The sequence below is a fragment of the Streptomyces sp. NPDC043867 genome (genome assembly GCF_056435845.1).
The window spans coordinates 46462-69813 of the sequence record NZ_JBWKDS010000038.1 but is presented as its reverse complement, the minus strand read 5'-3'; the positions used below and the strand labels follow the sequence as shown (position 1 = coordinate 69813).

Sequence of the window (23352 nt, the reverse complement as noted above, 5' to 3'; positions counted from 1 at the left end):
CGGACCGGCGGGGACGGACGCGCGATGCGGGCGAGGACGAGGGCGAGACCCCCGTTCCCGCGGCTGGATCCGGAGCAGGAGCGGAAACGGGGACCCACCGATGGTCAGGATCACCGATGTGGCGCGGCACGCCGGCGTGTCCGCCAGCACCGTCTCGTACGCCCTGAGCGGCAAGCGCCCGATCTCCGCGGCGACCCGGCAGCGCGTCGAGGCGTCCGTCCGAGAGCTGGGCTACCGCCCGCACGCGGGCGCCCGCCCGCTCGGCAGCCCGTGCAAGGTGCTGGCGCTGGTGGTGCCCCTGCGGCCGGGCGTCCAGGTGCCCGCGGTGATGCGGTTCGCGGGGTCGGTGGTGACGGCCGCGCGCCGGCACGACCACGACGTGCTCCTGGTGACGCGGGAGGAGGGTGAGGAGGGGCTGCGGCGGGTCGCGGACACCGCACTGGTGGACGCGCTGATCGTGATGGACGTCCAGCTGCGCGACGGACGGCTGCCGCTGCTGCGGACCCTGGACCGGCCTTCGGTACTGATCGGATTCCCGGCCGCGGCCGACGGTTTCACCTGCATCGACCTCGACTTCCGGGCGGCCGGCGAGGTCTGCGTCGAGCAGCTGGCACGGCTCGGGCACCGGGTGGTGGCCCTGGTCGGCCCACCGCCCGAGGTGTACGCGCGGGAGACGGGGTTCGCACGGCGCGTCGTAGCGGGTTTCACCGCCGCGGCCGACCGGCACGGGCTGTCGTCCTCGGTGCACCCGTGCGAGGCCGCGCCCGCCGCCGCCCGCGCCATGGCGGAGCGGCTGCTGCGGGAGCGGCCCTCCCTCACCGGCGTCGTGGTGCACAACGAGGCGGTCCTGGAGCCCATGATCGACGCCTTCGAGGCGCTCGGGCTGCGGGTGCCAGGCGACCTCTCGGTGACCGCGATCTGCCCGGACGAGGCGGCCGAGCGGACCCGGGTGCCCGTCACCTGCGTGCCCGTCCCGACGGCCGAGGTGGCCGCGGGCGCCGTGGACCTGCTGATGAGGAAGCTGCGCGGCGCGGCCGTCCCCGCGGCGACCCTGCTGGCCCCCCGGCTGACGGAACGCTCCAGTACGGCCCGCCGGGCGGCCCAGTGACGCAGGGCCGCCCGGCCGCAGACGCCAGGCGGCCCCGTGACACGGCCACCGCCCGGCAGGCCGCGCTCGTTCCGGCGCGGGGAGGATCAGCAGGGGGCCGGCTCGCGCCACGGGCACCGCGGCGGTTCCCCGACAAGGTGCCCGCGTCTCAGCCGAGCCCCCACGCGTGCCCGAGCGCATGGGCGGCACACAGGTTCACATCGAGGAGGTACGCCCCCGCCGTCCCGCACTGCGCGCTCCCGGTGCCCGGGTCGACGGGCTGCCCGTGTCCCATCCCGGTGATGCCGTACGTCTCCACGACCGTCCGGCCCGCGCCGTCGCGGAAGACCTGGTGCGGGTAGCCGGCGACGGTGTCGGCGGCGTCCGCTGTCTGGTCGGCGCCGTGGACGTCGGTCCACTGCTTCATCAGGTCGGTCATGTTGACGGGCTTCACCGTGTGGTCGGCGGTGCCCTGGAGCACGGTCAGCGTCGGCCAGGGCCCGGTGTGGCCGGGCCGCGCGGCCCGCACCCGGTCGCCCCACTGCCGCGGGGTCTGGGTGGCACCGACGTACATGCACACGTACGGCGACCCGGCGGCCTGCGCGCAGCCGTAGGGCAGGCCCGCGACGACGCCGCCCGCGGCGAACTTCTCGGGATACGCCGCCATCATCACGGCGGTCATCCCGCCGCCCGCGGACAGTCCGGTGACGTACACGCGCGCGGCGTCGCCCGACACGTCGGCGAGCTGCCGGTCCACCATCTGCGCGACGGACGCGGCCTCGCCCTGACCGCGCCCGATGTCCCCGCTCTGGAACCAGTCGAAGCAGGACGAGGGGTTGTTGGCGCTCTGCTGCTGCGGCAGCACGACGGAGAAGCCCCAGCGGTCGGCGAGCTGGAGCCAGCCGCTGCCGGTGCCGTACCCGGCGGCGTTCTGCGTGCAGCCGTGCATGGCGACGACGACGGGCCGCCCGGCGGGCAGCGCTTCGGGAACGTAGCGGTACATCTTCAGCGCTCCGGGATTCGACCCGAAGCCCGTCACTTCCTGGAGGGAGGCCGCCGAGGCTTTCGCGGGCACCAGCAGGACGGAGAGAAGGGCGGCCAGCACGGCCACCAGGACGACAGGGGGTGATGCGGCTCTGGTCTGCGTCATGGAGAGGGACGGTAGAAGCGTGAACGACCCTCGGATATGGGGTGGGACACCACAACAGAGGCCCCGCGGCTGGTGGCCGCCCCGGGAAAGCGGCATGACGAAGGCCCGCTGCCGGGGCAACGGGCCTTCGTCACTGTGTCACAAACATGGGGTGGTGGAGATGGCGGGAATCGAACCCGCGTCCAACGGTGCAGAATCAGGGCTTCTCCGAGCGCAGTTCGCTGCGATTTTCTCAGCCCCGGAGATCACGCGAACAAGTCTCCGACGGGCTCAGTCACTGTTTGATTTCCCATCGGACCCCGTGACCGGGCCCGATGGTTTAGTTCCCTAGATTATGCCAGGATCCGGGTCGGGAACACTCCCGGGCTGACACCCATTAAGGGTCCTTCACTCACTGCTTATTAGGCAGCGAGGGCGAAGGACTGGGAATCGCTCTTGGAATTGGCGATTATTTGTTGCGACATATGGTTAACGAGATCATTGCCGCTTCCTCGGCTCGCTTCCCCTGCTTCGACAGCCGCTGTCGAAACCGATCATCCCCATGTTGATTTTTCAAAGCCGGACCTCGCGGTCCACGCACCCGCTGTGAGGTGCAGTGCCATCGTACGTGACCGACGCACCGCGATGCCAGCGCATTCCCCGCGGCGGGCCGGTTACTGGGCGCGCTGCTTGCGCTTGGCCGCCGCGATCGCCCGGTCCGACTCGCGCCGGTCCTGCTTCTCCCGCAGGGTCTGGCGCTTGTCGTACTCCTTCTTGCCCCGGGCCAGCGCGATCTCGGCCTTCGCGCGCCCGTCCTTGAAGTACAGCGCCAGGGGCACGATCGTGTGACCCGTCTCCTGCGACTTCGACTCCAGCTTGTCGATCTCCTCGCGGTGCAGCAGCAGCTTGCGCTTGCGGCGCACCGTGTGGTTGGTCCAGGTGCCCTGGCTGTACTCCGGGATGTGGGCGTTGTGCAGCCACGCCTCGTTGCCGTCGATCTGGACGAAGCCGTCGGTGAGCGACGCCCGCCCCTGCCGCAGCGACTTCACCTCGGTGCCGGTGAGCACGAGGCCGGCCTCGTAGGTGTCGACGATCGCGTAGTCGTGCCGCGCCTTCTTGTTCTGCGCGACGATCTTCTTCTTGCCGTCCTTGGGCCTGCCGGCCGCTCCCTGGCTGCCCTGCTTCTGCTGGGACTCTTTCGGTACGTACATTCCCTTGGCCATAGTGCTGGCCATTTTCGCACTACAGGGGAGCTGCGGGGGAACCGGATTTCGGCGGCCGTCCCCCGCCCCGCTACGAAGGGTCGCCGAGCCCGCTCAGTACGGTCACCGCGCGGCGGACGGCCTCGTCGTCCGCCTCCAGGTCAGGGGTGATGCCGCGGCCGTCGACGGTGCGTCCCGCGGGGGTCCGGTAGTGCCCGACGGTCAGCTCGGCGACCGAGCCGTCGGGGAGGCGGCTCGGCAACTGGACCGAACCCTTGCCGAAGGTCCTGGAGCCCACGACGACCGCCCGGCCGCGGTCCTGGAGGGCGCCCGTGAGGAGTTCCGCGGCGCTCATCGTGCCGCCGTCGACGAGTGTCACCAGCGGCCGGTCCGTGTCGCCGCCCGGGTCGGCGTGCAGGGCGCGCTGCGCACCGCGCACGTCGTACGTCGCGACCAGGCCGCCGTCGAGGAAGGCGGAGGCGGCGGTGACGGCCTCGGTGACCAGGCCTCCGGAGTTGCCCCGCAGGTCGAGGACGACGCCTGCCCGCCGCGGCGCCGCGGCGACCGCGGAGCGCACCCGCTCTCCTGAGCCCTTGGTGAAGGCGGCGACCTTGATCACGGTGACGCCGCCGGAGAGCCGGTGCACCGTCACGGAGTCCGTGGACAGGCGGGCCCGGCGCAGCGTCTCGCTCCACGCGCGCGTGCCGCGTTCCAGGCCCACGGAGACCTCGGTGCCCGCCGAGGCGTCCTCGGTGTCCCCGCGCAGCAGCGAGACGACCTCCGTCACCGGGCGGCCCTCCACCGCCCGGCCGTCCACGCTGCGCAGCCGGTCGCCCTTGCGGATCCCGGCGGTCGCGGCGGGCGAGCCGCTCCGCACGCGGGACACCTGGATACGGCCGTCCCGCTCGCGCCTGGCCCACAGCCCGACGCCGGTGTACTCGCCGTCGAGGGCCTCTTCGAACTCCTCGTACTCGCCCCGGGAGTAGACGGCGCTCCAGCGGTCCCCGCTGCGGCTGACCGCGCGTTCGGCGGCCTCCTTGGGTGACTTGCCGTCGGCCATGGCCTCGGCGGCGGCCCGGGTGACGTCCTCGCGGTGGCCGGCCGGGTGGGGCCGCGCCGCGGCGGACGGAGTTTTCCGGCCGTGCTCGGGGAGGGATCCGGTCGCGGCCCCGGCGGCGAGCACTCCGGCGAAGACCAACGTCAGGGCGGCCCCGCGGCCGATGCGGCGGGGCTGACAGAACAGGTCACGACCTGACATGCCGGTGAGTCTAGGACAACGCGAGAGGGCCGTACCGCCCGTTGGCAGTACGGCCCTCTTGGCATGTGTCACACCTTCAGGTACTTGCGCAACGCGAAGAACGCGGCCAGCGCGGGCATCACCAGACTCGTCGCGAGGATGAGCGGCAGCTTGGTGAACACCGCGTCCCAGCCGATGAAGTCGATCAGATTCAGCTTCTCCGACAGGGCCACGCCGTGGTCGATGATGAAGTACCGGGCGACCACGAGGAAGCCGCACGCCACACCGCCGCCGATGAGCCCGGCGACCGCGGCCTCCATGATGAACGGCGCCTGGATGTAGAAGCCGGACGCGCCCACCAGCCGCATGATGCCGGTCTCACGGCGGCGGCTGAACGCCGAGACGCGCACCGTGTTGACGATCAGCATCAGGGCGACGACGAGCATCATCGCCATGACCGCGCGGGCGGCCCAGTTCATGCCGTTCAGCAGCTCGAAGAGGTTGTCGAGGGTGCTCTTCTGGTCCTGGACGGACTGCACCCCGGCACGGCCGTCGAAGGCGGTCGCGATGACCTGGTACTTCTCCGGGTCCTTCAGCTTGATGCGGTACGACTCCTGCATCTGGTCCGGCGTGAGGGAGGCGGCCAGCGGGGAGTCGCTGAACTGCTCCTTGTAGTGCTTGTAGGCCTCGTCCTTGGACTCGTAGGTGACCTTCTCCACGAGGGTCGTCATCTTGTCCAGGTCGGTCTTGACCTGTTCCTTCTGCTCGGTGGTGACCGCACCCTTGGCACAGCTGGGGTCGGACTCCGCGTCGCTCTTGTTGCAGAAGTAGATGGAGACGTTGACCTTGTCGTACCAGTAGCCCTTCATCGTGTTCACCTGATCGCTCATCAGGAGCGAACCGCCGAACAGGGCGAGAGAGAGGGCGACCGAGACGATGACCGCGAAGGTCATCGTCAGATTGCGACGGAGACCGACACCGATCTCCGACAGAACGAACTGGGCGCGCATGGCGTTCGTTTGAGCCTTTCCGTGGATCGTCAGTGCTGGTAGCCGTAGACGCCGCGCGCCTGGTCGCGGACGAGACGGCCCTGCTCCAGCTCGATGACGCGCTTGCGCATCTGGTCCACGATGTTCTGGTCGTGGGTCGCCATCACCACGGTCGTGCCCGTGCGGTTGATGCGGTCGAGCAGTTTCATGATGCCGACGGAGGTCTGCGGGTCGAGGTTTCCGGTCGGCTCGTCGGCGATGAGGAGCTTCGGCCGGTTGACGAAGGCACGCGCGATGGCCACACGCTGCTGCTCACCGCCCGAGAGCTCGCCGGGCCTGCGGTCCTCCTTGCCGCCCAGTCCGACGAGGTCGAGCACCTGGGGCACGGACTTGCGGATCTCGCCGCGCGACTTGCCGATGACCTCCTGCGCGAAGGCGACGTTCTCGGCGACCGTCTTGTTCGGCAGGAGACGGAAGTCCTGGAAGACGGTCCCCAGCTGGCGGCGCATATGCGGCACTTTCCAGTTGGAGAGGCGCGCGAGGTCCTTGCCCAGGACGTGCACCTGACCGTGGCTGGCCCGCTCCTCGCGGAGCACCAGCCTGAGGAAGGTGGACTTCCCGGAGCCGGAGGACCCCACGAGGAACACGAACTCGCCGCGCTCGACCTCCAGGGAGACATCCCTGAGAGCGGGCCGGGTCTGCTTGGGGTAGACCTTGGAGACGTTGTCGAATCGGATCACGGATGCACCACGGGTCGCCGGGGGTAGGTGTGCGTGACCATACGCGAACCGGGTGCGCGAGCGCAGTCGGCGAACACGGTTGCGCGAAGCTTGCACGTTTTGTCCCGGATCTGAGGGTCCGGAGGGGCAGCTTCAGGCCGGGAACGGGCTTCGATCCCGCCAGGACCGGGCAGGACAGGGCGAGCCGCGCCGAAATCCGCGGAACCTGGCACAGTGGAGGGGGAACGGTCGCGTTCCCCGCAGCGTTATACACGCGGAGAGACAGCGCAAGGAGGGCCGGCGCATGACGTACGACCGACTGGTGTGCGCGAACTGCGCGTCGCCCGTGAGCGAGGGCCGCTGCCACGTCTGCCGCGCGAACCGGGAGCGTCTCCAGCAGGAGAGCCCCTTCGCCGGAATGAACCCGATGGCACTGATCGCACTGCTCGCCGTGCTGATCGCCGCGGTGGCGCTGCTGACCCACTAGTGCTGTGGCCGCAAAGGTTTGCCGGGTCGCGGCGTCCGGGGCGGTGCATCGCAAGGCGGAGGGCCGCAGCTCGTACTGGACGTACTCGCGCGGTCCGACAACGCGGCGAGGTGCCGTGCCGGGGGGCGTGACAGGGTGAACCTTTACGGTCACAGCACTAGGCACTGCAGGACCGGGGACGACGCCCCCGGCACCGTGACACGGGAAGGGCCCGGAGCCAGCTGCTCCGGGCCCTTCTCACGCGTGTCCCACGCGGTCGTGCGTCAGGCTGCGGCACCGCCGCGGCCGCCCGCGAGGCGCGGGAGCATCCGGAAGCCGATACCGCCGGCGATCATCGTGGCCGCGCCGACCAGCAGAAACGCGGTCTGTCCCGCGCCCGTCTCGGCCAGCTCGCCGTCACTCTTGCCCTGCGCCGAGGTGTCGGAGGAGGTGTCCGAGCCGGTGTCGGTCAGGGCCGAGCGGCCCTCACCCTGCTCGACGGGCTCGGAGCCGCCGTCCGGGTCGGTGTCGTTGCCGCCGGTGCTGTCGCCGCCACCGTTGCCGTTACCCCCACCGTTGCCGTTACCCCCACCGTTGCCGTTGCCCCCGCCGTTGCCGTTGCCCGGCTCGGTGGGGTCGGTCGGCTCGGTGGGCTCGGTGGAGGGCTCCGGCGGTTCCTCGGTGGGCGGCACGACCGTCGGAGTCGGGTCGACGGTCGGAAGCCCCGTGTCGGACGGGGTCGGGACCGGCACCGACGGCGTCGGGTCGTCGCCGTCGACGGTCACGCCGACACCGTCGCCGTCGGCGGAGGCGCCCACGTTCAGGCCGGCGACGTTCACGCCGACGTCGAGGGCCGAAGCGGCACCCGCGGCGGTCAGTGAAGCACCGGCTGCGATCACCGCACCGGCGGCTATCCGCGCCACGCGGATCCGCGTCTTCTTGGTCATCTGCCTGCTACCCCCAGTAGCTCATCGTCAGTGGAGCAGCGCACGGGGCCACGGCGTCACAGGCGGCCTTGTCGAAGCCCCCCGGTTCACATGCACCCCGAACATACGCATGCCACGCGTCACCATTCCCACTTTTCATAGCAACGTCAAGGTCGTTGCGTACGCGATGTCCGGATGAACGGCATTTGCCTGCCGTGCGGACATGTGACTGTGACGTAAAACCCAGACAACCCACACACACAAGGCAACTGCCGTCCGGAGAACGGCAGTTGCCTTGTCGACAAAGCGGTGTCAATTCGCCCGGTTACTTCTCCTGCTGCTTGCGCCAGCGAATTCCGGCCTCGAGGAATCCGTCGATCTCGCCGTTGAACACGGCCTCGGGGTTTCCCACTTCGTGCTCGGTCCGCAGGTCCTTGACCATCTGGTACGGGTGCAGGACGTACGAACGCATCTGGTTGCCCCAGGAGTTGCCGCCGTCGCCCTTGAGGGCGTCCATCTTGGCCTGCTCCTCCTGCCGGCGCCGCTCGAGCAGCTTGGCCTGAAGGACGTTCATCGCGGACGCCTTGTTCTGGATCTGCGAGCGCTCGTTCTGGCAGGAGACCACGATGCCGGTGGGGAGGTGGGTCAGGCGGACCGCGGAGTCGGTCGTGTTGACGCCCTGGCCGCCCGGACCCGACGACCGGTACACGTCCACCCGGAGCTCGGACTCGTCGATCTCGATGTGGTCGGTCTGCTCGACCACCGGCAGGATCTCGACACCGGCGAACGAGGTCTGCCGGCGTCCCTGGTTGTCGAAGGGCGAGATCCGCACCAGGCGGTGCGTGCCCTGCTCCACGGACAGCGTGCCGTAGGCGTACGGCACGTGGACGACGAAGGTGGTCGACTTGATGCCGGCCTCTTCCGCGTACGAGGTCTCGTAGAGCTCCGTCTTGTAGCCGTGCCGCTCCGCCCAGCGCAGGTACATGCGCTGGAGCTTCTCGGTGAAGTCGGAGGCGTCGACGCCGCCGGCCTCGGCGCGGATGGTGACGACGGCCTCACGGGAGTCGTACTCGCCGGAGAGCAGCGTACGGACCTCCATCTCGTCCAGCGCCTTCTTGACGGCGGTGAGCTCGGTCTCCGCCTCGGCGCGGGTGTCCGAGTCGTCCTCCTCCTCGGCCATCTGGAAGAGGATGCTCAGGTCGTCGATCCTGCTGCGCAGGGCCTCCGCCTTGCGGACCTCCGCCTGGAGGTGGCTCAGCTTGCTGGTGATCTTCTGCGCCGCGTCCGGGTCGTCCCACAGGGACGGCGCGGCCGCCTGCTCCTCGAGCACGGCGACATCTGCCCTCATCTTGTCGAGGTCCAGGACGGCCTCGATCGACTCCATGGTCGAGGAGAGGGACTTGAGCTCTTCGGATACATCGACGACTGCCACGCCTCCAGCGTAACGGCTACGCCAACCGACCCCATCGCCCGGAGCGGCACGCCGGCCCGCACCCCAGCCGGAACGACCCGCACCCGCCCTCCCGCGGAAGGGGCCGTGCCGGTACATCAGATGCCCGTTGCAGGTCGGGCGGACAACCCCGTCCACCCCGTGACCGACGAGCACGCCCGACCTGCAACGGGCGGATGTACCGGCGCGGCCCCGACCACCCACCGGGCCGAGACACCCCACCGGGCCGAGACACCCCACCGGAGCGAGCGCGACCCACCGGGCCGAGGCACCCCACCGGAGCGAGCACGACCTCACCGGTCCAAGGCACCCCACCGGGGCGAGCGCGACCCACCCGAGCCAAGACGCCCCACCGGAGCCAAGGCACCCCCGGCGCCCAGGACAGTCACGGCGAAGCCGGAGCCGACGTCTCCTTGTCGTCGCGGGGCGTGACTCCCGCGTCGTCACCCGACGTGGCGACCCACGTCCCCACCCCCACCGCGGCGATCAACGCCACCGCCGCCGCCCCCAACGTGATCCTCCGCCGCCGGGCGGACGCCCGATGCCGGGCCGACCCCGGCCGCGGCGCCCCCGCGGCCCGCGGCGCCCGCGCCGTCCCCCGCGCGCCCCCGGCCAGCTCGTCCGGCCCCGGCACCCGCATCGACGTGTGCGTATCCCGGTTCGAGTCCGGCGCGGCCCCCGGCACCAACGGCACCGCCCCCCGCCGTACCCGGCCCCGCCCCCGCTCACCCTCGCGCCCGGCGACGGCCTCGGCCGTCTCCCCGTATCCGGGCCGCCGGGAGCCCTCGCCGCCTTCCGCCTCGGACTCCGCCTCCGCCTCCGACTCCGCGTCGGGCTCGTCGACGTCCAGCGGCGGCATCCCGGCCAGCAGCGGCAACTGCTCCCGCAGCCGCGCCCCCAGCTCGGACGCCCGCAACCGGGACGCCGGGGCCTTGGCCAGGCACTGCACGATCAGCTGCCACAGCTCGTCGGGGATACCGGGCAGCGGCACCACACGCTCCGTGACGTGCCGCCGCAGCACCGCGCCCGGATGCCCGCCCCCGAAGGGGGTGAAGCCGGCCAGCAGCTCGTACAGCACCGTCGCGAGCGCGTAGATGTCGACGGCGGCACGCGGCGGCAGCCCCTCGATGATCTCCGGGGCGAGATAGTCCGGAGTGCCGATGATCTTCGTCGCCCGGGTCCGCCGCGGCGAGTCGATGAGTTTGGCCACCCCGAAGTCCGTCAGCAGCGCGGGATGCGCACCGCCGGGTCCGAGGGGCCCCTGCATGTCGAGCAGGACGTTCTCCGGCTTGACGTCCCGGTGGACGACACCGGCCGCGTGCGCGGCGGCGAGCCCGTCCGCGACGTCCGCGACGATGGCGACCGCGGCCTCCGGGGCCAGCCGCCGCTCGCGGTCGAGCCGGGTCCGCAGATCGGTGCCGCGGACGAGGTCCATGACGAGCGCGAGGTCGTTGCCGTCCACGACGAGGTCGCGCACCGCGACCACGTGGGGATGGTCGAGGCCCAGGAGCGCCGTGCGCTCCTGGACGAAGCGCCCCACCAGCTCCTGGTCGGACGCGAGGTCCTCGCGCAGCAGCTTGATGGCGACGGGCCCTTCGGGACCCTCACCCAGCCACACCGTGCCGGCGCTACCCCGCCCCAGAATCTGGTTCGCGGTGTACCGGCTCCCGATCTTCCGTGCCAAGGCTGCTCCTACAGACGCGTGTTGTCGTTAAAACTACGCGCCGGAAGAGCCAACCTTCACCGCGGAGACGGAAATCACCCCTCAGGTGTCGACAAATCCCCAGAGCTGTCGCACGGGCTACTGCCTGGTCTTGGCTCCCAGGTCCCCGATCCACCCGCTCACGGTGTCGAACCAGTCGCTCAGCTGCTCCCAGTAGCCCTTAGTCGTCCCGATCCACTCCTGAAGGGGACTCAGCTCCCAGACCAGCCACCCGGCGACGAACAGGATGACGACCGTGAACAGGCACCCCTTGAGGCAACCGAGCCCGGGGATCTTCATCGGGTTGGCGCTGCGCGGCCGCGGCTCGCGCGGCTGCCGGGGCGCGGGCTGCTGCGGCTGCTGAGGCGCGGGCGCGTACCGCTGCGGCTGCTGCTGTTGCGGCTGCTGTCGCCGCGGCGCGTACTGCTGGGGCTGCTGCTGCGGATACCCGTATCCGGGCTGCTGCTGCCCCTGCCGACCCTGATGCCCCTGCTGCCCCTGGGGTGGCTGCTGGGGTTGCTGCTGCGGCCGGGCGACCTGCCGCTGGGGGCGTCGGCGCAGCGGGTCCTCGTTCGGGTCGAGATACGACTGGACCTGCGTCTGCTCGTTGCGGTCGCGGGCGGCGCGCAGCTGGCTCTGCCAGGGGTGCGCGTCCTGGGGCCCGCCCGGCCCTCCCTGCTGGTGCGGCGGCACGGCGGTCGGATCGGCGGCGCCACGGTGGGGCAGCACGGACGTCGGGTCGGCGTCGCCCGAGGTGTGCGGCAGGACGCTGGTCGCGCCGTTCGGGTCGTAGGCGCCGGCGCCGTGCGGCAGCACCTGTGTCGCGTCGGCGGCTCCGGGGGTGTCCGGCACCGGCGCGGGGGCCGGGTCCGGCGCGAGCAGCGCGCCGACGCCCTCGGCGGCGGCGATCTGCGCGGCGCTCGCGTGCACGCCGACGCCGTGGGCGACCGTACGCAGCCCGCGGGCCAGGTTCTCGGCGCTCGGCCGCTCGTCCGGGTTCTTGCGCAGGCAGCGCTCGATGACGGTCCACAGCGGGTCCGGGACGGTCGACGGCCGGCGGGGCTCGGCGCTGAGGTGCTGGTGCAGCACTTCGAGGGCGGACCCCCCGGAGAAGGGCGGGCGCCCGGTCACCAGCTCGTAGAGCAGGATCCCGGCGCCGTAGATGTCGACGGCGGACGTCTGGGGGCGGCCCTCCGCGGACTCGGGCGCGACGTACGCGGGCGTGCCGACGAATTCGTGCGTGCGGGTGAGGCCGGGCGAATCGGCCAGCCGGGCGATGCCGAAGTCGGTGAGCATCGGGTGCATCCCGCCCCCGTCCTGCTTGAGCAGGACGTTCGCGGGCTTGAGGTCGCGGTGCACCACGCCGTCGGCGTGGCTGGCGGCGAGCGCGTCGGCCACCTGGGCGGTGAGGAGGGCGGCGGCGACCGGCGAGAAGGGTCCGTTCTCGCGGAGGTAGCGGTGCAGGTCGGGGCCGTCGACGAGGTCCATGACCAGCGCCAGCAGTTCGCCCTCGACGACCAGGTCGCGGACCCGGACGATGTTCGGGTGGGTGAGGCGGAGCAGGACGGAGCGCTCCCGCAGGAACCGCATCACGATGTCCGGGTCGCCGGCGAGCTCCTCCTTGAGGACCTTGATCGCGACGGTCTCGCCGGGCTGCCCGGCGACCGCCGCCTCCGCACCCGCGGTCTCCCTCTGGCGGGCGCGCCAGACGGTGCCTGTGGCGCCGCGTCCCAGCGGCTCCTCAAGGAGGTACTTGCTCCCTACCGGCCGCACGTCATGCGCTCCCTGCTGCTTGCTTGACTGGTCCGTCCACCGTCGACCACCGTGCTCGGGGTGTTCCGACCCACTGTAGTGCCGTGGAACGTGGGTCCGGGCTGTCGTCCTGCTGTGCTTTCCGTCCCGCGCGGACGCCGTCCCGGGCGTCCGGCAGCACTCCTGTACGTGTCCGGAGGGAAGACGCTCACTTCGGACCGTTGGTTGCCGCCCCCTGGACGTGACCGATCTCAAGCGGGTTCCTGTCGGGCACTGGTCAGGCACTTTTGCGGGCAGAGCCGACCAATCAAGATCACTTGTTCGCGGGTGCCGGGCGTGTTGTCGGCGGCAGGTGCGAGGATGCCTCCAGTACTGGCCGACGTGCCCGTGCGCGGTGGGGGAGTCTGCGGTGGGGGACCGCAGCGCAGTCTCGTCCTCCTCGTCGCGGGTGCCCGCGCGGAAGGGACCCCGGACGGCGATGCAGATCCGGCTGACCGTCGTAGACCCGCTGGGCCCGCCCTCGGAGCCGCGGGGGCGAGCCGTCGCCTGCGATGTGCTGGTCACCGCGCCCGCCGGGACGGCGCTGGCCGCGGTGCAGTCCGGACTGGCCTCGGCGGTCGCGGGAGGGGACGGTCCGCTCGTCCTGTACGCCGGTTCCGAGCGGCTCGACGCGCAGCGCTGCACGCTGGGCGAGCCGCCGCTGACCGACGGTGCCGTGCTGTCGCTGGGCTCTCCCGCCGAGCCCGGGCCCGACGAGACCGACGTCACGGCCCAGCTGCACGTGATCGCGGGTCCCGACGCAGGCGGTGTCCACCTGCTGCACGGCGGCCGGATCCACATCGGCCGTTCGGCCGACGCGGACGTCCCGCTGGACGACCCGGACGTCTCCCGCCTCCACTGCGCGGTGACGGTCTCGTCGGACGGCCGCGTCGCGGTCGCCGACCTCGGCTCCACGAACGGCACGACGCTGGACGGCACCCGGGTGGGCGAGCGTCCGGTGCGGTTCGGGCCCGGGGCGCTGCTGCGGGTCGGCGAGTCGGCGCTGCGGCTGGCCCCGTCCGCCGGGGTGGGTGCCGTCCCGACGGCCCCCGACGGCGAGGGGCACGTGCGGGTGAGCGCCGCCGGGGCGAGCGGCCTGCCCGGTGCCGCGGGCCGGACGGAGGAGCCGGGACGGACGGCCGCCGTGCCCCACGCGCGCGTGGGCGGCGGCGCCGAGACCCCCGCCACGGGCACCCGCACGGACGCGGGTACCGGCCGGTTCGCCCCCGCGGGAGACACCCACCACGGCTACGGCTCCGCGGGATGGGGATCGGCCGGCGGCCTCCCGGGCGCCCAGGGGCACGCGTCCGCCGCACCGCCCGTCGTCCCCGGTCAGGGGCGGGCACCCCGGACGGAGAGCAGGCGTCCGGACTCCCCCGGCGGGCCGGTGCCCGACCGGGACGGCGACACCCGCGGACGCGGCGAGGCGGCCCCGGGGCAGGCGGCGGCCGCCGGTGCGGGCGGTCATGAGGACGGCGCGCCGGACTCCGGCACGCGCAAGGGCACGCCCACCCGTGGCACCGACGTACCGCCGGGCATCCGCAGGCGCGGTCTCTCCGCCTGGGCACGCCGGCTGACCGGCGGCCGTGACGAGCCGCCGGAGGCCGGCCAGGAGGCGTACGGCGCTCAGGACGCCGAGCCGGCCGGCCCCCTCCCGGCCTCCGCGCAGCTGCCGGACACGTGGCCGGATCCCGCGACGCTGCTGCTCACGGCGCTCGGCCCCGGGCCGCGGCTGTGGGAGCGCGAGCCGGGGCACCCGGAGATGCTCACGGTCCGGCTGGGGACGGCCGACCGCGCCGCACCGGGCGGCTCGGGCCTGCTGCCTGCGGTGCCCGTGACGGCCGGGCTGCGCGAGGTCGGCTCGCTGGGCCTGGCCGGTCCCCGGGCGCGGCTGGCGGGGCTGGCCCGCGCGGTCGTCGCCCAGCTCGCCGCGCTGCACTCCCCCGACACTCTGGAGATCGTCCTGCTCAGCACGGACCGTGCGCGGACCGTGGAGGAACGTACCTCCGAGTGGTCCTGGCTCGGCTGGCTGCCGCATGTCCGCCCCACCCATGGCCAGGACTGCCGTCTCCTGCTCGCCTACGACCGCGACCAGGCGATCGCGCGCGCGGACGAACTGCTGCGCCGCCTGGAGGACCACCTGACGGAGGCCGGGAGCGCGGCCCCGGGCGGCGGCCGCGTCCGGGGCGCGGCGGCACCCGGTCCCGCCCGCGGAGGGGCCCGGCGTCCCTCGTGGGCCCAGGAGGACCCTGAGGAGGGCTTCCCGGGGCCGTACACGGTCCTCGTGGTGGACGGCGACCCGGGAGCCGCGGGGGTGCGGGACGCCGTCGTGCGGCTGGCGCGGGAGGGCGCGCAGGCCGGGATCCACGTGGTGTGCCTCGCCGAGACCGCGGCGGCGTCGCCGGCCTCACCGGTGACGGAGACGTACGAGGCGGCCTGCGGGGCGGCGCCCGGTTTCCGGGAGTGCGGTGCCGTCGCCCTGCTCAGCGGTGACGTGGCCACGGCCCTGCGGCTGATGCGGGTGGCCCCGGCCGGCCCGCCCGCGGAGCCCCGCGCGGGCGCGCCCGACGGGACCCGGACGGCACCCGTTCGAGACGGCCGCCCCGCCGACGGCGGGCACGAGCGGCCGCCCGCATCCGGCGGCGGCCGGTCCCGCCCGCAGGGCGCTCCGGGCCCGGACTTCGTCGGACACGGGACGGTGGCCGCGGTGGACGCGGTGTCGGCGGCGTGGGCCGAGCGGTTCGCACGGGCGCTGGCGCCGTTGCGCACGGACGGCACCGGGGACCGGCACGCGCGCGTGTCCGCGCCGCTGCCCCAGGCGGCCCGTCTGCTGGACGAGTTGGGGCTCGCGCGGGCCACGCCCGCCTCCCTGCTGGCGCGTTGGGCGGACGCGGCGGACGACACACAGGCGCTCGGCGGCCGCGCGCGTGCGGTGCTCGGAGCGGGCCCGCGCGGACCGGTCTGCGTCGACCTCGCCGCCGAGGGCCCGCACCTGCTGATCGAGGGCCCCCCGGGCAGCGGCCGTACGGAACTGCTGCGGTCGATCGCCGCGTCGCTCGCCGCGGCGGAGCGGCCCGACCGGCTCGGCATCGTGCTGATGGACGGGCGGGACCACACGGGCGGCAAGGGCGGCGGGGGGCCCGCCGAAGGACTCGCCGCCTGTACGGACCTTCCGCACGTCTCCACCCACCTGACCGCCAACGACCCGGTGCGGATGCGGGAGTTCGCCCAGTCACTGAGCGCCGAGCTGAAGCGGCGGGCCGAGCTGCTCGGCCGGCAGGACTTCGCCGAGTGGCACACGAACCGCGAGGTGTCCGGCCGCCTGGTCGCCCAGCGCTCGGCGGACGGCTCGTCCGGCACCGGGGATCTCGACAGTCCCACCACGTCGACGATCCGGCTGCGCCCGGCGGCGGCGCGCCGGCGTACGGAGCCGGGGCCGCCGCTGGCCCGGCTCGTGGTGGTGGTCGACGACCTGGACTCCCTGCTGTCGCCGGCGCTGGGTTCGCCGGGCAGGCCCTCGGCGGGGTCCGTCGTACGGGCGTTGGAGGCCGTGGCCCGGGAGGGCGAGCGGCTCGGGGTGCACCTCGTGGCGGCGACCGGGATGTGCGGGCGGGTGACGGACACGGAGCTGGCGCGTACGGCGGCGCTGCGCGTCACGCTGGACGTGCCCACGCCGGGGGCGGACGAACCGGCGCCGGGGCGGGGGCGGGTGTCCGGCGCGGACGGGAGGGTCACACCCTTCCAGGGCGGGCGGGTGACGGGGCGGATTCCCCGTACGGCGACGCTTCGGCCGACGGTGGTGCCGCTGGAGTGGCAGCGGATGGGGGATCCGCCGGCGCGGCGGCCCGTGCGGGAGCTGGGCAACGGTCCCACCGACCTCGCGCTGCTCGCCAGTGCGCTGGAGCGGGCGGCGCGCTCGGTCTCCGCGACGGAGGTCCCCTCGCTCCTGTGACGGGGTCCCCGGGCCACGCGCCCGGGGACAGGCGTTTCCCCCTGCCCGCCCCCTGGGCTCCGTCCCCAGGCCCCCGTATCGGCCTGCGGCCTCGTCGCCCTGGGCCGCACGGGCTGAAATCACCCCCGGCCAGACTGAAGTGCCGTGCTCGCCATCCGGCCGAATAGGACGTGTCGGTACGTCACATGCCCTTCGCGGTCCGGGCGTTGCGCCATCCGCCCATGTGACGGAATTTCACGCCCGGTCGGCGAAGGGCGAATGCACCGGCGCGACTCCGGCCCACCCCCGGCACAGGGCGCCCCGGCAAGGCGCCCCGTCGGCCCCCGCACGTCACGACGCGGTCACGATCACTCCTCGGACACCGCAGGCGCTCTTGCCGCCCTCAAGCACCCGGGCGTACACCAGACCGCACGGGACAGGATCCAGACGACAGCGCTCAGACGTTCGACGAGGAACGAAGAACGGGGCACAGATGCACAGCACTGCTCAGTCACGCCAGGCACGCCGACCGGGCACGGCCGCCGCACGCGCCGCGGCCGCGGCGCTCACGGCCGGCGCCCTCGCCCTCACGCTCACCGCGTGCGGTGGCGACGACGACGGCGACAGCGACGGCGGCAAGAAGAAGGAAAGCAGCGGAGCGACCGTCACGCTCCCCAAGCTGGACGGCGAGAGTCTGGAGGTCGCCGCCGTCTGGACCGGCCCCGAGCAGGCCAACTTCAAGAAGGTGCTCGCCGAGTTCGAGAAGCGGACCGGCGCCAAGGTCACCTTCGTACCCGCGCAGGACCCGATCATCAACTTCCTGGGATCGAAGATCGCTGGCGGTGAGCCGCCGGACATCGCGATGCTCCCCCAGGTCGGCGCCATCAAGCAGGCCGTCGAGAAGAACTGGGCCAAGCCCGTCGGCAAGGAGGCCGAGGAGCAGCTGCGAAAGAACTACTCGCAGGGCTGGCAGGACCTCGGCAAGGTCGACGGCAAGCAGTACGGCGTCTACTACAAGGCGGCCAACAAGTCCCTGATCTGGTACAACGCGAAGGTCTTCGAGAACGCGGGCGCGAAGGAGCCCAAGACCTGGGACGAGCTCCTCAGCACCGCCCAGACCGTCTACGACTCGGGCGTCACGCCCGTCTCCGTCGGCGGCGCGGACGGCTGGACCCTCACGGACTGGTTCGAGAACATCTACCTCTCCCAGGCAGGACCGGAGAAGTACGACCAGCTGGCCCAGCACAAGATCAAGTGGACGGACCCGTCCGTGAAGGACGCGCTCACCACGCTCGCCCAGCTGTGGGGCAAGAAGGACTACCTCGCGGGCGGTGCGAGCGGCGCGCTGCAGACGGAGTTCCCGGCGTCCGTGACACAGACGTTCACCGGCGGGGACCAGCCGAAGGCGGGCATGGTCTTCGAGGGCGACTTCGTCCAGGTCAACATCACGGAGACCAAGGCGAAGGTGGGCACGGACGCGAAGGTGTTCCCGTTCCCGGCGGTCGGTGACGACGCGCCGGTCGTCAGCGGCGGCGACGCGGCCGTCATCCTGAAGGACTCCAAGGCGGCCCAGGCACTCGCCACGTTCCTGGCCTCGCCCGACGCGGCGAGCATCCAGGCGAAGCTCGGCGGCTACCTGTCGCCGAACAAGAACGTCGACGCGTCCGAGTATCCGAACGCGGTGCAGCGCAAGATGGCGCAGGCCCTGGTCTCGGCCGGCGACGACTTCCGGTTCGACATGTCGGACCAGGCCCCGCAGGCCTTCGGCGGCACGCCCGGCAAGGGCGAGTGGAAGGAGCTCCAGGACTTCCTGAAGAATCCCAAGGACATCGCGGGGACGCAGCAAAAGCTGGAGTCGGACGCCGCCAAGGCGTACAAGGACTGATCCGGGGATGACGTCGGTATCGGCGGGAGGGGCCGCTCCGGCCCCTCCCGCGGCTCACACCCGCAAGAGCGTGACCGGCACCCGCAAGGCCGTGGCAGCGCTGTTCCTGCTGCCCGCCCTGGTGCTGCTCGGCGCGCTCGTGGTCTACCCGATCGGGTACTCGCTGGTCCGGAGTTTCTTCGACCAGTCTGGCGACGGCTTCGCCGGCGTCGACAACTACCGGGCGCTGTTCACCGACGACGGCATCCGCACGGCCCTGAAGAACAACGTGCTGTGGGTGGTGTTCGCGCCGACGATCTCGACCGCCCTCGGTCTGGTCTTCGCGGTGCTCACCGAACGGGTGCGCTTCGGGACCGCGTTCAAGCTGGTCGTCTTCATGCCGATGGCGATCTCAATGCTCGCGGCAGGCATCATCTTCCGGCTGGTGTACGACCAGGACCCGGAGAAGGGTGTCGCCAACGCGGTCTGGGTGGGGGTGCACGACACCTTCGCGGAGTCGTCCGCGTTCCCGAAGGCCCACCCGGGCCGGGAGTCGCCGCTCGAGCCGGACGGCGGCGGCTTCGTCACCCGCACGACGGTCAGCGCGGGGCAGCCCGTCACGCTGCCCCTGGTGGGGGTCGCCCCCGACCAGATGCCCGGCAGCGCGGAGAAGGCCGCACCGGCGAAGGCCGAGCCCGGCAAGGTCACCGGCACGGCCTGGCAGGACTTCACCCGCGGCAAGGGCGTCGGCGAGCTGGGCGGCGTCGACAGCTCGGAGCTCGGCTACGCGGGCATGCGGATCGAGGCCGTGAAGGACGGCGAGGTCGTCGACTCCACGAAGGTCGCGGGCGACGGCACGTTCACCCTGTCCGGCAAGGCGGACGGGGCGGTGCTGCGGCTCCCGGCGAGCAACTTCCGCGAGGCGTACAACGGCGTGGACTGGCTCGGTCCCTCGCTGGTCACCCCGGCCGTCATCGGCTCGTACGTGTGGATGTGGGCGGGCTTCGCGATGGTGCTCATCGCGGCGGGGCTCGCGAGCGTGCCACGCGAGCTGCTGGAGGCGGCGCGGGTGGACGGCGCGAGTGAGTGGCAGGTGTTCCGCAGGGTCACGGTGCCGCTGCTCGCCCCGGTCCTCGCGGTCGTCACGGTCACGCTGATGATCAACGTGCTGAAGGTGTTCGACCTGGTCTTCATCATTCCGCCGGGCTCGTCCCAGGACGACGCGAACGTGCTGGCCCTGGAGCTGTACCGCAAGGGCTTCTCGGAGGACCAGCCGGGCATCGCGAGCGCGATCGCCGTGTTCCTGCTGCTGCTGGTCATCCCGGTGATGCTGTTCAACGTCCGCAGGCTGCGGCGGGAGGTACGACGATGACCACGCAGGCCGACAGTCCTGTGAAGACGGTGCCCGTCGAGGTCGTCAGGCCGAAGCGGTCGCTGGGCTCGCGCCTCGCGAGCGGTGTCAGCGGGGGCGTGCTGCGGCTCTTCCTCATCCTGGTCGGCCTGTTCTGGCTGGTGCCGACCATCGGACTGCTGCTGTCGTCGCTGCGCAGGCCCGAGGACATGAGCGCGAGCGGCTGGTGGAAGGTCTTCAGCGAACCCTCGCAGCTGACCGTGGACAGCTATCAGAAGCTGCTGGAGAACAGCGACATCACCAGTTCCCTGGTGAACACGGTGCTCATCACCGTCCCGGCGACGGTGCTGGTGGTGGTGATCGGCTCGCTCGCCGGATACGCCTTCGCGTGGATGGAGTTCCCGGGCCGCGACTGGTGGTTCCTGGGCGTGGTCAGCCTGCTGGTCGTGCCCGTGCAGGTGGCGCTCATCCCGATCGCCGAACTCTTCGGCAAGCTCGGTCTCTTCGGGACGATCCTCGGGGTGATCCTGTTCCATGTCGGCTTCGGACTGCCCTTCGCGGTGTTCCTGCTGCGGAACTTCTTCGCGGAGATCCCGAGGGAACTCCTGGAGGCGGCCCGTCTCGACGGCGCGGGCGAACTGCGCCTGTTCCTGCGGGTCGTGATGCCGCTGGGCGGGCCCGCGATCGCCTCGCTGGGCATCTTCCAGTTCCTGTGGGTGTGGAACGACATGCTGGTCGCGCTGGTGTTCACCAAGTCCGGCACCCAGCCGATCACGGTGGCGCTGCAGACGCAGGTACGCCAGTTCGGCAACAACATCGACGTGCTGGCGCCGGGTGCCTTCATCTCGATGGTGGTCCCGATGGCGGTGTTCTTCGCGTTCCAGCGGCAGTTCGTGTCCGGTGTGATGGCGGGCGCCGTGAAGTAGGCGCACACGGTACGGCGGGCGCGTACAGCGGGCGCCGAGGTACGGCAGTCGAGGGGCGGGCCCGGCCGGCCCGCCCCTCGGCGTGTGCGCACCCCTCCCGCGGGACCGCGCACTCGGCGTCCCGGGGCGTGGACGCCCGCACGTCCCCGCGCCCGCGTCCCCCGGATGCCGCATGTGGCGTAACCAGGTCACCCCTTCGGCCGTTCCCGGGCAGTGTGCCCGCGCCGACCCATGGATGTCCCTTGCCCAGGTTCAGTGTCATCGTCCCCGCGTACAAGGTTCAGGCATACCTGCACGAGTGCCTCGAATCGGTGCTTGAGCAGTCCTACCCGGATCTCGAACTCATCGCGGTCGACGACTGCTCACCCGACGCCTGCGGCGCGATCATCGACGAGTTCGCGGCCCGCGACGCCCGCGTACGCCCGCTGCACCTGCCGGAGAACGTGGGCCTGGGCCGTGCCCGCAACGCGGGCCTCCAGTGCGCCACCGGGGACTACCTGATCTTCCTGGACAGCGACGACACCCTCACCCCCGACGCCCTGCGGTCGATCGCGGACCGGCTGAAGGAGACCTCCGAGCCGGACGTCCTGGTCTACGACTACGCGCGCACGTACTGGTCGGGCGAGACCGTCCGCAACCAGCTGGCGGGCCAGCTCACCGAGGAGGGGCCCGCGCCCTTCCGGCTGGTTGACCGGCCGGGGCTGCTGAAGGTCCTGATGGTGGTCTGGAACAAGGCGTACCGGCGGGAGTTCGCCGAGCGCGAGGGCCTCACGTTCCCGCCGGGGCTCTACGAGGACACCCCCTGGACCTACCCGGCGCTGATGTCCGCGGGGACGATCGCCACCCTGGACCGGGTCTGCGTGCACTACCGGCAGCGGCGCCGGGGCAGCATCCTCGGCACGACCTGCCGGGGGCACTTCGACATCTTCGACCAGTACGACCGGGTCTTCGCGTATCTCGACGCGCGCCCGGAGCTGGCGCACTGGCGTCCGGTCCTGTTCCACCGGATGGTCGACCACATCGCGACGGTGTTCACCCGGCGCGGGCGGCTGCCGCGCGGCTCCCGCGCCGAGTTCCTGCGCCGGGCCCGCGCCCACTACGCGCGGTACCGCACGCCGGGCGCCCCGGTGCGCCCGCGCGTCCGGCTGCGGCACACGATGATCCGCCTCGGCAGCCACCGCACCTACCGGCTGCTGTCGCTGGCGTCCCGCCTCAGGCGGCGGGCACGGCGGCTGGCCGCGCGCGTGGGACACCGGACGCGCGAGGCGGCGCTCCAGGTCCACTACCGCGTCCAGCTCCGGCTGCCGCTGCGCGCCGACCGCGCCGTGTTCGCCAGTCACGGAGGCCTCGGCTACGGCTGCAACCCGGGCGCCCTGGAGTCCGCGTTCCGCACGCTCGCCCCGCAGATCCGCACCACGTGGATCGCGCACGCCGAGCACCACCACACCGTGCCGCCCGCGACCCGCCGGGTGCGGCCCGGCTCGGCCGCGTACTGGACGGCACTCGCCCGCTCCGCCTACCTGGTCGACAACGCCGGCTTCGACCGCCGTCTGGTCAAACGCCGCGGCCAGGTCGTCATCCAGACGCAGCACGGCACCCCGCTCAAACGGATGGGACTCGACCTCCAGGACCGGCCGGCGGCCGCCCGCGGCACGGACTTCGCCGCGCTGCTGCGCACGGCCGACACCTGGGACTACTGCCTCTCCGCCAACCGTCACTCCACCCTGGTCTGGGAGCGTGTCTTCCCCTGCGCCTACACGACGCTGGAGTACGGCCAGCCCCGCAACGACGTGTTCCAGCGGGCGACCTCCGCGGACGTGGCCCGGGTGCGGGAGTCCCTCGGCATTCCGGAGACGTCCGTCGCCGTCCTGTACGCGCCGACCTACCGCGACTACCGCCGCGGCCGGCTCCACACCCTCGACCCGGAGCGCGTGCTGCGCCGGCTCGGCCCGCGCTTCGTGCTGCTGACCCGCGCGCACCCCTCCCACGGCGGCCCGCTCGCCCACGGCTCGGAGGGCCGCCTCATCGACGTCAGCGACCACCCGAGCGTCGAGACCCTGTGCCTGGCCGCGGACGCGCTGGTCACCGACTACTCGTCCCTGATGTTCGACTACGCCAACCTGGACCGGCCGATCGTCGTGTACGCCGACGACTGGGAGGCGTACGAGGGGGCCCGCGGCACCTACTTCGACGTGCGGTCGCATCCGCCGGGCGCGGTCGCGCGCAGCGAGGACGAGCTGGTCGACATCTTCGCGAGCGGCCACTGGCGCGGTGCGCGCTCGGCCCGGCTGCGGGCGGCGTTCCGCGAGCGGTTCTGCCCGCACGACGACGGACGTGCCGCCGAGCGGGTGGTGCGCCGGATCGTGCTTGGTGAGCGGGCCGGCCTGCCCGCGGTGGTGCCGCTCGCCGAGCGCCGCCCGGTGCCGTCGGCCGCGGCGAGCCGTCCCGCCGCCGCGCTCACGACGTCACCGTCCGGGCCGGCCGGTGCCGCGCAGGTCCCGCCCCTGCCGTCCGTGCCGACGCCCGGGGCGGGGGTCGCCGCTCCCGTCGCCCCCGACGGCCTCTGAACCGGAGTACGCATG

The 23352-nt window shown here is 72.4% G+C and carries 16 protein-coding genes and 1 other RNA gene; 7 read left to right on the top strand and 10 right to left on the bottom strand.

The genetic code is table 11. The annotated features are described in order from the left end of the window. Positions 1–100 precede the first annotated feature (100 nt). Complete coding sequence (locus tag AC069T_RS30015) at positions 101–1108, top strand: LacI family DNA-binding transcriptional regulator (protein ID WP_478785731.1); 1008 nt, start codon at positions 101–103, stop codon at positions 1106–1108. A gap of 148 nt (positions 1109–1256) precedes the next feature. On the opposite strand, the gene AC069T_RS30010 is transcribed toward AC069T_RS30015, so the two are convergent. The 6 genes from AC069T_RS30010 to ftsE all read right to left on the bottom strand — a co-directional run bounded on the left by AC069T_RS30010 (position 1257) and on the right by ftsE (position 6384). Continuing rightward, entirely contained in the window at positions 1257–2237 is a 981-nt protein-coding gene (locus AC069T_RS30010) for an extracellular catalytic domain type 1 short-chain-length polyhydroxyalkanoate depolymerase (RefSeq protein ID WP_478785730.1), read from the bottom strand. A 152-nt stretch (positions 2238–2389) separates the two neighbouring features. After that, positions 2390–2778, bottom strand: a transfer-messenger RNA (tmRNA) gene (ssrA, locus tag AC069T_RS30005). A gap of 112 nt (positions 2779–2890) precedes the next feature. Beyond that, positions 2891–3427, bottom strand: coding sequence for an SsrA-binding protein SmpB (smpB, locus tag AC069T_RS30000; protein ID WP_358853129.1), 537 nt, complete (start codon positions 3425–3427; stop codon positions 2891–2893). 82 nt (positions 3428–3509) lie between these two features. Next, entirely contained in the window at positions 3510–4676 is a 1167-nt protein-coding gene (locus AC069T_RS29995; RefSeq protein ID WP_478785729.1) for a S41 family peptidase, read from the bottom strand. Between the two features lie 68 nt (positions 4677–4744). Beyond that, the gene (ftsX, locus tag AC069T_RS29990; protein ID WP_478785728.1) at positions 4745–5665 is read right to left on the bottom strand and encodes a permease-like cell division protein FtsX; all 921 of its coding nucleotides are present in this window, start codon (positions 5663–5665) and stop codon (positions 4745–4747) included. A gap of 29 nt (positions 5666–5694) precedes the next feature. After that, positions 5695–6384, bottom strand: coding sequence for a cell division ATP-binding protein FtsE (gene ftsE, locus AC069T_RS29985; RefSeq protein WP_358853126.1), 690 nt, complete (start codon positions 6382–6384; stop codon positions 5695–5697). A 283-nt stretch (positions 6385–6667) separates the two neighbouring features. Between ftsE and AC069T_RS29980 the strand changes: the two genes are divergently transcribed. After that, positions 6668–6850, top strand: a complete 183-nt coding sequence (locus AC069T_RS29980) for a hypothetical protein (protein WP_358853125.1) — start codon at positions 6668–6670, stop codon at positions 6848–6850. Between the two features lie 263 nt (positions 6851–7113). On the opposite strand, the gene AC069T_RS29975 is transcribed toward AC069T_RS29980, so the two are convergent. From AC069T_RS29975 to AC069T_RS29960, 4 genes are all read right to left on the bottom strand, one after another. Then, the gene (locus AC069T_RS29975; RefSeq protein ID WP_478785727.1) at positions 7114–7776 is read right to left on the bottom strand and encodes a hypothetical protein; all 663 of its coding nucleotides are present in this window, start codon (positions 7774–7776) and stop codon (positions 7114–7116) included. A gap of 304 nt (positions 7777–8080) precedes the next feature. After that, the gene (prfB, locus tag AC069T_RS29970; protein ID WP_478785726.1) at positions 8081–9187 is read right to left on the bottom strand and encodes a peptide chain release factor 2; all 1107 of its coding nucleotides are present in this window, start codon (positions 9185–9187) and stop codon (positions 8081–8083) included. 403 nt (positions 9188–9590) lie between these two features. Further along, a complete protein-coding gene (locus AC069T_RS29965; protein WP_478785725.1) occupies positions 9591–10889 on the bottom strand; it encodes a serine/threonine-protein kinase in 1299 nt (432 codons plus the stop codon). Between the two features lie 117 nt (positions 10890–11006). Then, entirely contained in the window at positions 11007–12680 is a 1674-nt protein-coding gene (locus AC069T_RS29960; protein WP_478785724.1) for a serine/threonine-protein kinase, read from the bottom strand. 457 nt (positions 12681–13137) lie between these two features. Here AC069T_RS29960 and AC069T_RS29955 point away from each other — a divergent pair, with 457 nt between their 5' ends. The 5 genes from AC069T_RS29955 (at position 13138) to AC069T_RS29935 (ending at position 23337) form a co-directional block, all read left to right on the top strand. Further along, a complete protein-coding gene (locus tag AC069T_RS29955) occupies positions 13138–16650 on the top strand; it encodes an FHA domain-containing protein (RefSeq protein ID WP_478785723.1) in 3513 nt (1170 codons plus the stop codon). A gap of 472 nt (positions 16651–17122) precedes the next feature. Continuing rightward, the gene (locus AC069T_RS29950) at positions 17123–18514 is read left to right on the top strand and encodes an ABC transporter substrate-binding protein (protein ID WP_478785722.1); all 1392 of its coding nucleotides are present in this window, start codon (positions 17123–17125) and stop codon (positions 18512–18514) included. A gap of 70 nt (positions 18515–18584) precedes the next feature. Then, on the top strand, positions 18585–19865 hold the full coding sequence (locus AC069T_RS29945; protein WP_478785721.1) for a carbohydrate ABC transporter permease: 1281 nt from the start codon (positions 18585–18587) through the stop codon (positions 19863–19865). Beyond that, a complete protein-coding gene (locus tag AC069T_RS29940) occupies positions 19862–20770 on the top strand; it encodes a carbohydrate ABC transporter permease (RefSeq protein ID WP_478785720.1) in 909 nt (302 codons plus the stop codon). The genes AC069T_RS29945 and AC069T_RS29940 overlap by 4 nt, the downstream gene beginning before the upstream one ends. A 242-nt stretch (positions 20771–21012) precedes the next feature. Further along, positions 21013–23337, top strand: a complete 2325-nt coding sequence (locus AC069T_RS29935) for a bifunctional glycosyltransferase/CDP-glycerol:glycerophosphate glycerophosphotransferase (RefSeq protein ID WP_478785719.1) — start codon at positions 21013–21015, stop codon at positions 23335–23337. The last annotated feature ends 15 nt before the right edge of the window (positions 23338–23352 follow it).

Excerpts from the sequence above, each read along its gene's own strand:
- AC069T_RS30015 (WP_478785731.1), top strand. The coding sequence starts at position 101 with ATGGTCAGGATCACCGATGTGGCGCGGCACGCCGGCGTGTCCGCCAGC.
- AC069T_RS30010 (WP_478785730.1), bottom strand. The coding sequence starts at position 2,237 with ATGACGCAGACCAGAGCCGCATCACCCCCTGTCGTCCTGGTGGCCGTG.
- smpB (WP_358853129.1), bottom strand. The coding sequence starts at position 3,427 with ATGTACGTACCGAAAGAGTCCCAGCAGAAGCAGGGCAGCCAGGGAGCG.
- AC069T_RS29995 (WP_478785729.1), bottom strand. The coding sequence starts at position 4,676 with ATGTCAGGTCGTGACCTGTTCTGTCAGCCCCGCCGCATCGGCCGCGGG.
- ftsX (WP_478785728.1), bottom strand. The coding sequence starts at position 5,665 with ATGCGCGCCCAGTTCGTTCTGTCGGAGATCGGTGTCGGTCTCCGTCGC.
- AC069T_RS29980 (WP_358853125.1), top strand. The coding sequence starts at position 6,668 with ATGACGTACGACCGACTGGTGTGCGCGAACTGCGCGTCGCCCGTGAGC.
- AC069T_RS29975 (WP_478785727.1), bottom strand. The coding sequence starts at position 7,776 with ATGACCAAGAAGACGCGGATCCGCGTGGCGCGGATAGCCGCCGGTGCG.
- AC069T_RS29955 (WP_478785723.1), top strand. The coding sequence starts at position 13,138 with ATGCAGATCCGGCTGACCGTCGTAGACCCGCTGGGCCCGCCCTCGGAG.
- AC069T_RS29950 (WP_478785722.1), top strand. The coding sequence starts at position 17,123 with ATGCACAGCACTGCTCAGTCACGCCAGGCACGCCGACCGGGCACGGCC.
- AC069T_RS29940 (WP_478785720.1), top strand. The coding sequence starts at position 19,862 with ATGACCACGCAGGCCGACAGTCCTGTGAAGACGGTGCCCGTCGAGGTC.